The organism is Desulfomicrobium salsuginis (assembly GCF_054657795.1).
Genome location: NZ_BAAHYA010000001.1, coordinates 18,602 through 31,659, shown reverse-complemented (window position 1 = coordinate 31,659; position 13,058 = coordinate 18,602). Strand labels below are relative to the sequence as shown.

The 13,058-nt window shown below is 59.3% G+C and carries 4 protein-coding genes; 2 read left to right on the top strand and 2 right to left on the bottom strand.

The genetic code is table 11. The features are described from left to right. Positions 1–483 precede the first annotated feature (483 nt). Complete coding sequence (locus tag ACYQ3G_RS00120; RefSeq protein WP_459821209.1) at positions 484–7,560, top strand: cadherin-like domain-containing protein; 7,077 nt, start codon at positions 484–486, stop codon at positions 7,558–7,560. 327 nt (positions 7,561–7,887) lie between these two features. Then, entirely contained in the window at positions 7,888–9,330 is a 1,443-nt protein-coding gene (locus ACYQ3G_RS00115) for a TolC family outer membrane protein (RefSeq protein ID WP_459821207.1), read from the top strand. A 710-nt stretch (positions 9,331–10,040) separates the two neighbouring features. Here the strand turns inward: ACYQ3G_RS00115 and ACYQ3G_RS00110 are convergent. Both ACYQ3G_RS00110 and ACYQ3G_RS00105 read right to left on the bottom strand, forming a co-directional pair. Further along, positions 10,041–10,247, bottom strand: coding sequence for a hypothetical protein (locus ACYQ3G_RS00110; RefSeq protein WP_459821205.1), 207 nt, complete (start codon positions 10,245–10,247; stop codon positions 10,041–10,043). Positions 10,248–11,056: 809 nt separating this feature from the next. Further along, complete coding sequence (locus ACYQ3G_RS00105; RefSeq protein ID WP_459821203.1) at positions 11,057–12,709, bottom strand: diguanylate cyclase; 1,653 nt, start codon at positions 12,707–12,709, stop codon at positions 11,057–11,059. Positions 12,710–13,058: the final 349 nt, after the last annotated feature.

Genomic DNA, 13,058 nt, shown 5'->3' with positions numbered 1-13,058 from the left:
TGCCTGGAGCGGACGTTCCCGATTCCGAAAGCAGTTGATCGGTCCGCCACCCGAGAATGCATCGCTTTCACGCGGCGCGCGTTCAGCCACTCCTGAACGCGCGCCGCGTTTTCTCGTGACCAGCCGCTTTGGTCCCGTTCACCCGGCATTGACGGTCGATCTCATGGCCTATGTTGGCATGAGACGGCGTCGCCTCCATTCCTCCTGTCCGCATGATCTCTCCTGCCTTGAAACGGGCCCGGTGCAGCCTCGGGCTCCAGGCGATCAGCCCGCACGCCTTCTGAAATCCATGGTTATCGGCATGAATGAGGCGTTTGGCGTGCGTGATGTACGAATTTGTTGGTGATTCCTTTTCGGGTTACCCCTTAAATTGAGTAGGTATTACATACGTAAATTATTCAGGCGTGCGTATTACTCGGCACATGGAATCTCGCTAGGTTGGGCTCGAACTCTAGTACCATAACAAGCTTGAGGAGTAATTCCATGTACGCAATCAAGGTGGGCGTTCGTCAGGGCAGTGGCGGTTTTCTGGAAAGGCATGTGGCCAACGGTGGCAAGGTGAATCTTGCTCAGGGTGAGCGTCTGGTACTCTTCGAACCTCCCGAAAATGTCGAGGTAACGCTCGGGGCGCATGGGGAATACTCCGTACGCCTGAAGGGAGGAGGGGAACTTGTCGTGGCTTCGGCAGCCTCCTTGCCGGAACTGGCCGTGCCGGGTTCCGAAACGAAAGAGTCCCTGATTGTTTTCGCGCCCCAGGCAGCCGTCGAGGAGGGGGACGCGCATGTCGGCGAACCTCTGTCCATCCACCAGGCCAGCGTGGCCGATACCGGCTTTCTGCATCGGGATGCCGGCGGAGATTTCGGCCTGGGTCAGCTCCTTCAAATGGCGTCCTTCAGTGCCGAATCCGGGGAAGGCTTGTCCGCCAGCAAGAATCCCGACTTTTCGGAATGGGAGGCGCCGGCGCCGGTCATGAACGGAGATGACGGGGGGGAGGCAAACAACGTCTCGCCAGTGGTGGACGGTGTCGTAGACCTGGGTTCCATGAGCGAGGACGGCAGCCTGAGCATCACCGCTGCGGAGCTGCTGGCGCATGCCTCGGACATCGACGGCGACGCCCTCTCGGTGACGGGCCTGACGGTGGCCTCGGGCAACGGTGTCCTGACCGACAACGGTGACGGAACGTGGACCTTCGCGCCCGCGGCCGACTGGAACGGGGCCGTATCCTTCGACTACACGGTCAGCGACGGCCAGGGCGGCACTGCTCCGGCCACGGCGGCATTGACGGTCGATCCGGCCAACGACGCACTGGTGGTTGCCGGTTCCGTAGATTTGGGTTCCATGAGCGAGGACGGCAGCCTGACCATCACCGCCGCGGAGCTGCTGGCGCATGCCTCGGACATCGACGGCGACGCGCTCTCGGTCACGGGCCTGACGGTGGCCTCGGGCAGCGGCGACCTGACCGACAACGGCGACGGCACGTGGACCTTCGCGCCCGCGGTCAACTGGAACGGGGCCGTGTCCTTCGACTACACGGTCAGCGACGGCCAGGGCGGCACGGCCCCGGCCACGGCGGCATTGACGGTCGATCCGGTCAACGACGCGCCGGTGGTTGCCGGTTCCGTAGATTTGGGTTCCATGAGCGAGGACGGCAGCCTGACCATCACCGCCGCGGAGCTGCTGGCGCATGCCTCGGACATCGACGGTGATGCGCTCTCGGTCACGGGCCTGACGGTGGCCTCGGGCAACGGTGTCCTGACCGACAACGGTGACGGCACGTGGACCTTCGCGCCCGCGGCCGACTGGAACGGGGCCGTATCCTTCGACTACACGGTCAGCGACGGCCAGGGCGGCACTGCTCCGGCCACGGCGGCATTGACGGTCGATCCGGTCAACGACGCACTGGTGGTTGCCGGTTCCGTAGATTTGGGTTCCATGAGCGAGGACGGCAGCCTGACCATCACCGCTGCGGAGCTGCTGGCGCATGCCTCGGACATCGATGGCGACGCGCTCTCAGTCACGGGCCTGACGGTGGCCTCGGGCAGCGGCGACCTGACCGACAACGGCGACGGCACGTGGACCTTCGCGCCCACGGCCGACTGGCACGGCTCCGTGTCCTTCGACTACACGGTCAGCGACGGCCACGGCGGCACGGCCCCGGCCACGGCGGCATTGACGGTCGATCCGGTCAACGACGCGCCGGTGGTCGAGGTCAATTCGCTCCTGCTGGTGAACGAACTGGCCGCGCGATCCCTGACGGGTTCGCTCTCGGCCACGGATGTGGACAACGCCGCCTCTGATCTCGGGTACACCATCACTCAGGGCCCGGCCAACGGCGTGCTGCTGCTGGACGGCGTGGAAATCACCGACTTCTCGCAGCCGGTCTTCACCCAGGCCGACCTCGACGCCGACCGCGTCTCCTTCCGCTTCAACACTCCGCAGATCGGCGACGAGATCCGGGTCATCGAGGAAGATTCCTTTGTCTTCACCGTCGACGACGGCAGTCTGAGCACCGGCGAGGCGACCTTTCATATCCTGAACGGCACGGTGCAGGTCTGGGGCACGAACGAAGCCGACGACCTGACGGGCGTGGCGAATTTCAGCCGCGAGGGCGTGACGTTCAAAGTCTACGGTCTGGACGGCAACGACACCCTGCGCGGCGGGGCCGGGGCCGACCTGATCGACGGCGGCCTTGGCCTGGATTTCGCCGATTACCGCGACAGCGCGAGCTGGGTGGCCGTGGATCTGAACATCCAGGACGGGACAACGGCCCAGTCGGGCGGCGGGGCGGACAACGACGCCCTTGGCGATACGCTGATCGGCATCGAACATCTCATCGGCAGCAACAACGCTTCCCACGGCGACGTGCTCACGGGCAACGCCGCGGGCAACCATCTCATCGGTCTGGACGGCGACGACACCCTCGTCGGCGGCGCGGGCAACGACACTCTGGTGGGCGGGGCCGGGGCCGATGTACTTTCCGGCGGCTCTGGCACCCGCGACCTGGCGGACTACAGCGCCAGCACCGCCTGGGTCAACGTGGACCTGACCAGGCAGGACGGGACCGCGGCCCAGACCGGTGGCGGCGCGGGCAACCACGCCGAGGGCGACATCCTGACGGGCATCGAGGACGTCAACGGCTCGGCGTACGCCGACTCCATCCTCGGCAACACCGCCATCAACGTCCTGTACGGCTACGGCGGCAACGACACCATATTCGCCGGAAACGGCAACGACACCGTCCATGGCGGCGATGGCGACGACTTCATCGACGGCGGCGGCCACGCGGACGAACTGTTCGGCGACAGCGGCAACGACACGATCTACGGCGGCGACAGCATCGACACGCTCTTTGGCGGCGCGGGCGACGACGTGCTCTACGGCCACAGGTCCGACGGCGGCAGCGACGGCAACCAGGACCTCCTCCTCGGCGGCACGGGCAACGACACGCTGGTCAGCCTCTCCACCGTCCGCAGCAAGCTCATCGGCTGCCAGGGCGCGGACCGCATCATGGGTGGCGGCATCGACTATGTCAGTTACGAGCTCACCGGCGACGACTTCACGGTCAACCGCGGCGAGTCCGTGTACGTCGACCTGCGCATCCAGGACGGTGTCACGGCCCAAAGCGGGGGCGAGGATGGCAACGACGCCATCGGCGACGTCCTGACGGGCATCCGGCACATCCTGGGCACGTACGGCATGACGGGCGACACGCTCATCGGCAACGACGAGGCCAACGAGATCTATGGCCTGGACGGCGATGACCTGCTTGTCGGGGGGGGCGGCAACGACACCCTGTGGGGCAACGACCACAACGACACCCTGGAGGGCGGCGCGGGAGCGGATTTCCTGTGGGGCGGCATGCACTACGACATGGTCAGCTACCTGAACGCGGCCCAGGGGGTCAGCATCGACCTGCGCAACCAGTCCAACTACGGCGTTCAGTCCGGCGCTCCTGGCGGCGAGGAGGTCGGGGACCAGCTCTGGTACATCGACGGCGTCATCGGTTCGGCCCACGACGACACGCTCATCGGCAGTTCCGTAGGAGACGAGGCGTTCGCCGCGCCGGACTCGTGGGCTTACCTCGCGGCGTCCAACCGGCTGGAAGGCGGTGCGGGCAACGACCTGCTCATGGGTCTCGGCGCTCCGGACACCCTGGACGGCGGCGAGGGCATCGACACCGCGGACTACAGCCTGAGCGAGGCCGCAGTCTATGTGGATCTGAACCTTCAGGACAGCCACACGGCCCAGACCGGCGGCGGCGCGGTCACGGTCACGCTGTCCACCATCGATGACGGGACCAACCCGGGAGTCCTCTACGGCGGCAACCATGCCTATGGCGACGTGCTCATCTCCATCGAGAACCTCACGGGCTCGACCTATAATGACACGCTCATCGGCAACGGCGGGGACAACGTGCTCTCCGGCCTGGCCGGGGACGACAGCCTGGTCGGCGGCGGGGGAAACGACACGCTGATAGGTGGAGCGGGCAATGACACGCTCCAGGGCGGCGATGGCGCCGACCTGATCCGGGCCGGCGCGGGCGACGTGGTGGACGGCGGCGCGGGCCATGACGTGCTGGCGTCCGAGGACGAGTACCTCGACGTGAGCTCTTTCACGGCCATCACCGGAGTGGAGCGCATCGACCTGACGGGCGCGTGCAAGGGGCTGACCGTGAGCGGCGCCGCCATCCTGTCGAACGGCGTGGCCGACCCGGCGGGCAGCGGGCTCATGGCCCTGATGGTGACCGGTGACGCTGGTGACTCCGTGGCCAGGCTGGCGGACGGCGGCTGGACCTGGACCCAGGCCGCCCCGGAAGTGGCCATCGATGGACAGACCTATGTCCTGTACGAAGCCGCGAAGGACGGCCAGACCGTGCGGCTCTACGTGCAGACCGGCCTGAACGAGGCCGAGGTCGCGGGCGGCGCGATCCAGATCTGGGGCACGCCGGAGTCTGATGACCTGACCACGGCCTGGGATTTCAACGATTCACGCTACGCGTTCCACGTCCAAGCTCTGGACGGCAACGACACCATGCGCGGCGGCTCTGGCGCCGACACCCTGGACGGCGGCGGGCAGTCGTACGCCGTCAACTGGTTGTACACCCAGGACGGCGGCGACACCGTGGATTACGGCGCAAGCAGCGCGTCCGTGGACATCGACCTGACCCGCGCCACCCAGTCCGGCGGCCACGCCGAGGGCGACACCCTCATCGGCGTCGAGAACGTCATCGGTTCGGCATACAATGACAGCATCGTCGGCGACGCATCGGCCAACCTTCTTGCCGGTCTGGCTGGCGACGACATCCTGCTCGGCGGGGATGGCAACGACACCCTGCGCGGCGGGGCCGGGGCCGACATGATCGATGGCGGCCTTGGCCTGGATTTCGCCGATTACCGCGAGAGTGCGAGCTGGGTGGCCGTGGACCTGAACATCCAGGACGGAACAACGGCCCAGTCGGGTGGCGGGGCGGACAACGACGCCCTGGGCGATACGCTGATCGGCATCGAGCATCTCATCGGCAGCAACGACGCTTCCTACGGCGACGTGCTCACGGGCAACGCCGCGGGCAACCATCTCATCGGCCTGGACGGCGACGATACGCTCATCGGCAACTCGGGCAACGACACCCTGGTGGGCGGGGCCGGTGCCGACAGACTGAACGGCGGCTCGGGCACCCGCGACCTGGCGGACTACAGCGCCAGCACCGCCTGGGTCAACGTGGACCTGACCAGGCAGGACGGGACCGCGGCCCAGATCGGTGGCGGCGCGGGCAACCACGCCGAGGGCGACATCCTGACCGGCATCGAGGACGTCAACGGCTCGGCGTATGCCGACTCCATCCTCGGCAGCACCGCCATCAACATCCTGAACGGCTACGGCGGCAACGACACCATATTCGCCGGCAACGGCAACGACACCGTCCATGGCGGCGATGGCGACGACGTCATCGACGGAGGCGGCCACGCGGACGAACTGTTCGGCGACAGCGGCAACGACACGATCTACGGCGGCGACAGCATCGACACGCTCTTTGGCGGCGCGGGCGACGACATGCTCTATGGCCACAGGTCCGACGGCGGCAGCGACGGCAACCAGGACCTCCTCCTCGGCGGCACGGGCAACGACACGCTGGTCAGCCTCTCCACCGTCCGCAGCAAGCTCATCGGCTGCCAGGGCGCGGACCGCATCATGGGTGGCGGCATCGACTATGTCAGCTACGAGCTCACCGGCGACGACTTCACGGTCAACTACGGCCAGTCCGTGTACGTCGACCTGAGCATCCAGGACGGTGTCACGGCCCAAAGCGGCGGCGAGGAGGGCAACGACGCCGTCGGCGACGTCCTGACGGGCATCCGGCACGTCCTGGGCACGTACGGCATGACGGGCGACACGCTCATCGGCAACGACGAGGCCAACGAGATCTATGGCCTGGACGGCGATGACCTGCTTGTCGGGGGGGGCGGCAACGACACCCTGTGGGGCAACGACCACAACGACACCCTGGAGGGCGGCGCGGGAGCGGATTTCCTGTGGGGCGGCATGCACTACGACATGGTCAGCTACCTGAACGCGGCCCAGGGGGTCAGCATCGACCTGCGCAACCAGTCCAACTACGGCGTTCAGTCCGGCGCTCCTGGCGGCGAGGAGGTCGGGGACCAGCTCTGGTACATCGACGGCGTCATCGGTTCGGCCCACGACGACACGCTCATCGGCAGTTCCGTAGGAGACGAGGCGTTCGCCGCGCCGGACTCGTGGGCTTACCTCGCGGCGTCCAACCGGCTGGAAGGCGGTGCGGGCGACGATCTGCTCATGGGCCTCGGCGGCTTGGACACCCTGGACGGCGGCGAGGGCATCGACACCGCGGACTACAGCCTGAGCGAGGCCGAGGTGTATGTGGACCTGAACCTGCAGGACAGCCAAACGGCCCAGACCGGCGGCGGCACGGTCACGTCCACGCTGTCCACCATCGACGACGGGACCAACCCGGGGGTCCTCTACGGCGGCAACCATGGCTATGGCGACGTGCTCATCTCCATCGAGAATCTCACGGGTTCGGCCTATGATGACACGCTCATCGGCAACGGCGGGGACAACGTCCTCTCCGGCCTGGCCGGGGACGACAGCCTGATCGGCGGCGGGGGAAACGACACGCTGATCGGCGGCTTCACGGATTCCATTGACGGCGGAGCGGGGTTCGACACCTTCCGCCTGGAAGGCCACGCGGGCACCGGCAGCGCCCTTGACCTGACGGCCATGAATGTCGCGGGCCGGATCACCGGCATCGAGCAGATCGACATCGCCGGCGATGCCGACGACGCCAACACCCTGACCCTCAAGGCCTCGGACGTGTTGGACACCACGGGCGGCACTGACACCCTGTGGGTGCACGGTGACGGGAACGACTCCGTGACGACCACGGATACCGGCTGGACGCATTTAGGCGTGGAGGCCGGGGCCGACGGACATCAGTACGACCATTACACAGGATATGCTGGCTCGACCCTAGTCAATCTGATGATTGATACGGATATCGCTGTGCAGGACATTGTCCATCCATAATATCGATTCGAATCTCCGGCATCTGCCGGAGCTTTTCCCGAACGACGCGAAAGCAAGGCGTGTCCGGTCTGCTTGGCCGGACACGCCTTTTGTGTCCGTTCGCCGGGTTGAGCGGTCAGCGGGTTGTCCTGTGTGTTCCTCTTGCATAGCGATACCAATTTGTTTGGGGTGGCTACGGGTAATAATAAGTAGATAGGAATTTCAAATATACATTGTGCTCTGAATTCAGACTGTTGGCTATGCGCCTTAAGAGACTGTCAGAGAGGATATGTAGTTTGTTGATCAAAGAGGTTCCGCCCCATTTCGGTGCATAAAGGAGGAAAGGAGATGAAGTTCGGAAAATTGAGCAGGGATGTTTTGATGTGGATGTCTTATTCGCTTTTCGTTCTGTTTGCGCCGAGCCTGTCCTTTGGCCAGGCTGTCGTGATTGAGGAGCGTGGTCCGGGCATCAAACCGCTGGGGGCCGCGGGCGTTGAGTCGCTTCTGAACGATGTGTCCCGCGGTGGGGCGTCGTTGAATTCCGAGATTCAGGCTGCCATGGACAGCAACCCTGAATTTTTGAGTGGCAAGCACGCCTATGCCGCGTCCCACGAGGCATACCTGCAGAGCTACGGAGCTCTTCTGCCGCAGCTCGATTTCACCGCCCGGGGAGGATACGGGGTGCGCCGCAACGACACGACCGTGACCATGTATTCCGACGGCCAGGGCGAAGGGTTGAGCAATGAGCAGCGCCTTGTCCTGTCTCAGCTGCTTTTCGACGGTGGGTTGACGTCCTCCAAGGTGGCGGCCGACAAGCTGCATTCCAAATCCAAGAGGGAGGAACTCTACAACACCGCCGAGGACGTGGGCCTGAGCGCAACGCAGTACTTCATGGACGTTCTCCGCACCCGGGCCCTGGTGGACCTGTGCCGGAGCAACATCGCGGAACACGAGAAGCTGCTCGACCTGACGCGCATCCGGCTCAGCGGCGGCGGCGGGACGCAGGCCGACGTGACGCAGGCCGAGGCGGCCCTCGAGGAGGCCCGTTCCCGTCTCATCCAGGCAGACCAGGCTCTGGAGGGTGCCGAGGCCGGTTATGCCAGGTTCTTCGGTTCCAAGCCCGGAGCCCTGACCATGCCTGACCCTTCGCTACATACCATTCCGCAGAGCGAGGCCATAGCCCTTGAACTGGCTCGCGACGGGAACCGGGCCCTGAAGGCGGCCCGTTTTGCCGTACAGCAGAAGGAAGAGGAGATCGAGTTGGCCCAGGGTCTGTACATGCCCAAACTTTATGCCAAGGCTTCGGCCGGCCGTTCGGATAACACCGGCGGGTATGAGTCCACCTACCACGACGCTTCGGCCATGCTGGAGCTGAGTTTCAACCTCTATAACGGTCGTTCGGATGAGGCTGCGGTGCGCAAAGCCAAGAGCGACAAGCTTCGGGTTGAACAGGATGCCCTGAAGGTTGAGCGAAAGGTGGATGAGGACATGCGCACGGCGTACAGCTTCTACAAGGCGACGGGCAAGCTCATCCCGGTGCTGCGCAATCTGACGGACGAGAATGCGCAGGTGGTCACGAGCTACACGGACCAGTTCCGCATGGGGCAGCGGTCCCTGGTGGATCTGGTTTCGGCGCAGAAGAGCCTGTTCAGTTCCCAGCAGGTCTACCTGAACGGCATGACGGCGCACACCTTTTCGCGTTACCGGCTGTGCATGCCCATGTCCCAGTTGATGAACACCTTGGGCGTGGACTTGAAGGTCACGGACCTGAGCGAAGAGAAGAGCAAATAACCGGTCGTAGCTGTAGGGAAGCCGGGTGGAAAGAATATTTCCGCCCGGTGGGTTTATCCGTCATTCGGTGGCCGGTCACCCTACGTTCCGGCCGTGGAGAGCCGGAATTATCTTGGAATGATGTCATTTAAAAAAGTCGTCATGCCCTTGGAGAAGGGGCTGGCGACTTTTATAATGATTTGAAAAGAGTAGATTCCAGCCCTCTGGGGAATGACGCATGGGCTCGTTTGAGATTTTTTGCAGTGACTTCAAGGAATGATCCATTTTATGCACAAATTCCGAGAGCCCTCACGGATACGTGTGTGCATCTTCGAAGCGTCGGCTGAAAATTTGGAGATATTGTCTCCGCGATTCTCGGTTGCGACGGGGTGTTGCTGGAAATATGGATCATCCATGTTGAGGGTCCATGAGCCTGTAAGCCGCGACAGGTCAACTCTGGACGCGTTCGAGCAGGATGAATCAATGTGGAATCAGTCATTGCGAGGAGTCTTCGACGCGGCAATCCAGTTTTTCACGGTCTTTTCCGGTCGTATTCCAGTGTACGTCGAGGATGGATCTCGCGCGTTGCCCGACTAGGCCGCGCTGCGCTCGCGATGACGGGTCACTTGTGGTGATGCGCTTGGATCAACCTTCAACGACGTCAGTGGGCATCCGATGACGGCCTGGACGCTCTAAGCGGAAGAGCCGGAAAAATGCTGTTGAAACTGGGGTCAGCGCAGGAGAAATTGCAGTTCCTCTCGGGACAACAGTTTTGCGTACGTGCCGCTGGCGCATTTCAGGGGGCGGACGGGTATGTCCTGCTGTGTTCCCGTGGTCAAGAGTTGCTTGACTGCCTGGAGGAAACGTTCATGCCGGATGCGTTCCTCTTCGGAGGCATGGTCGATGGATGCATCGGATGCAGATTCGGTGACGGTCATGAATGTTTGTTAACGGGCTGGTGAGGTGCGGCAGCCGGGCCCGGGCCGGACTGTCGAATTCGGAGCCGCACGCTGATTGTCCAAACCGTATGTAAATTGGTGTATGCTGGGAACTGGTACGGATATGAATTTTTGTGCACCGGTGGGGGGTGGGTAAACAGTATGCCGGTGGCGTGTGATTCGGCGTGGCGTCACCCTCAAGCGCGCGGGCTGATTCAGGCTGGCGCTCAGGATGTTTGAGCAGGGCCGTGGGTTGCACTCCGGCAACGTTGCGGCCTGGAGGAACATGGGCCGCTCCATGGCGGCGTCCGACGCGTTCAGGCGGGCGGCGCGACCGAAGTCGGCAGACGTTGAAATAGTTTTCTTCGTCAGAGGATTGGAACAGCTCGCAGGTGGGCTCCCCGTCCAGTTTTCAGAAATTTCTGATCCGAATTCGAATGAAGGGCAGCAGAAAACAACCCCTTGAAAATTTTCAAGAGGTTCTGTTCATTTTGCTTCTTCTGGTGGGGAGGGATAGATCGTAGGCTGGCCCCTTCTGGGGGAGCCAACTTTTTTGTTTGGCGGGGGAAAACAGGAAAGCCGCCCTTTCGGACGGCTTTCAAGCGGCATTCAAGAATCATTTGAAGCGTTTATAAGTGGTGGAGCTGGACAGGATCGAACTGACGACCTCTTGAATGCCATACCTCAATAAATAAACCATATTATTGATATTATTAGATCTTTAGCCAAAACTGAATGTCATTTTTTGGCTGTATTTGGTCGAACAGTGGCGGGTCTGCCAATAGGCAGCCAAAGAGCCGCCAAAACATCTATATCAGTGTCGAGATGACACAGTTACGACCTTTATTTTTTCCGAAATAAAGCATTGCGTCTGCCTCCTTTATGATCTCATCTATGGATTTTTTTGGATCAAACGCGGAGACCCCAAGAGTCATTGTTACTTTCAGTGTAATGGTGTCAAAAGAAATTTCTTGGTGTTCAATTGCATTTCGTACTTTTTCAGCAAGAGAAACGCCGTCTGCTAAATCACAGGATGTGCCTAGGATAAGAAATTCTTCACCACCCCATCTAGAAATACTGTCTTCATTTCTAATATTTTTAGACATTATTTTCGATAGTTGTTTGAGGACGATGTCGCCGCACCCGTGTCCATGAGTGTCATTAATAACTTTAAAATGATCAATATCCCCAAGTATGATTACAAAGCTAGAATCATTTCTTGAACATCTTGAGTATTCCTCTGTAAGTCGTTCATACATTGACCTTCTGTTCCATAAGCCTGTCAAGTAGTCGAGGTATGCTACGTCTTTAAGTTTTCCAAAAGCTTTCTCGACCTTGTCCTTCTCTAGTCGTAAAGACTTTTCTTTAGCTTCTATTGTTTCAACATACGAACTGATCAGTCCGTTAATGTGCTTTTCAAATGCAACAAGAAAAATAAATGAAATTACAAGTATGCAAAAAATAACAATTCCAAGAATTTGAATTTGATTTTTATGCGTCTTTTCCATAGATTGTTGTTCATTAATTATTAAATTATCTACATCATCAAGATAGACGCCGGTTGCAATAACCCAGTTATAAGGTTTGTATAATTTTGCATATGTTAATTTGTGCGAAATTTGATCTGTATTCATTTTTTTAAAGTAATAATCAAAATATAAATCACCGTTGAGCTTCACCCCGTCGAGTTCAGTCTTGTATGGAAAATTTCCATTAATATCTTGTGTTTTCGTTGAAAGTTTAAGCCCTTCTGTATGCGGAAGATTTGGATGGACAAGACGAATTGCATAATCGTCCCCACCGTCATAATTGATTATTTCATTGATCCAGATATAGCCATCGTCTCCAAGTCGGACTGCTCGAATAAGATCTTTGATACGATTTTTTACATTTGTTTCAAAAGTGTCCCTAGAGACAAAGACATATATACTAAAGCCTTCATTCGAAACAACTGTTGCAACAGCAGGATAAAGTTCCCTGTTATTTGCATTTGAAGATACTGTTCTTGCAAATATTTCAGCTGCATTATCCTCTGAAGAACCAACTACTTGTGAATTTTTCGTATCGTAAACTATGAAACTTATGATATTATTTATATCTTTCCTGGTTGAATCCTGAATGCGCTCATTTTGAACATTCAGCAGAGACTCATCGAGGATCGGCCCCTTCCACGCATGTGAGCTAGACAAGAAATTAGAAACTGCGGCACAAATCTCGTTGTATTCTCGAGAAGTGTCTGTCTTTATAAATTCAATTTCTAAAATTGTTCTGTTTACCACATCGTACAAATGACGTTTTTTCTCTGAAATAATGCTTTGAGAAAGTTGCTCAATCTTTGACTGGTACTCTTTTTTCAAATTCAAAAAATAGGGCACACTCATTGACGCTGCAATGAATATTATCGCAACTATACCGCTGAGATAGTAATAAAAACGAATTTTTTGGCGAGCTATTAGTTTCATTTTTTGTTGCTGTTTTCCATAGGCTCAACTGTCCGTGACGGGGCATCCCAATTTGTCCAAATATCCAAACAGTCTGTTACCTAACAGTCCGAATTATTTCTTTCCGTATCGAACATTGCCCACACCTCGCACCTTTTGCAAGTACGAAATGGACGCCTGATTGTATCTCAAGCGTCCTTCAAGATACGTTAAGGCTAACCAGCAACCACGGCTGGCTGGAACTGAATTTTTAGGAAAAGGGGGAGGCGGATTCACAGGGTCCTGGGAATCCAGGTCGCAATTCTGTACGATCTCTACCGTTTTTCGAGTTCTCTTGCCTTGAACTGGTCAAACGAGATCATGATGTGAT

Coding starts and splice junctions, on each gene's coding strand:
- ACYQ3G_RS00105 (WP_459821203.1), bottom strand. CDS start 12,709: ATGAAACTAATAGCTCGCCAAAAAATTCGTTTTTATTACTATCTCAGC.
- ACYQ3G_RS00120 (WP_459821209.1), top strand. CDS start 484: ATGTACGCAATCAAGGTGGGCGTTCGTCAGGGCAGTGGCGGTTTTCTG.
- ACYQ3G_RS00110 (WP_459821205.1), bottom strand. CDS start 10,247: ATGACCGTCACCGAATCTGCATCCGATGCATCCATCGACCATGCCTCC.
- ACYQ3G_RS00115 (WP_459821207.1), top strand. CDS start 7,888: ATGAAGTTCGGAAAATTGAGCAGGGATGTTTTGATGTGGATGTCTTAT.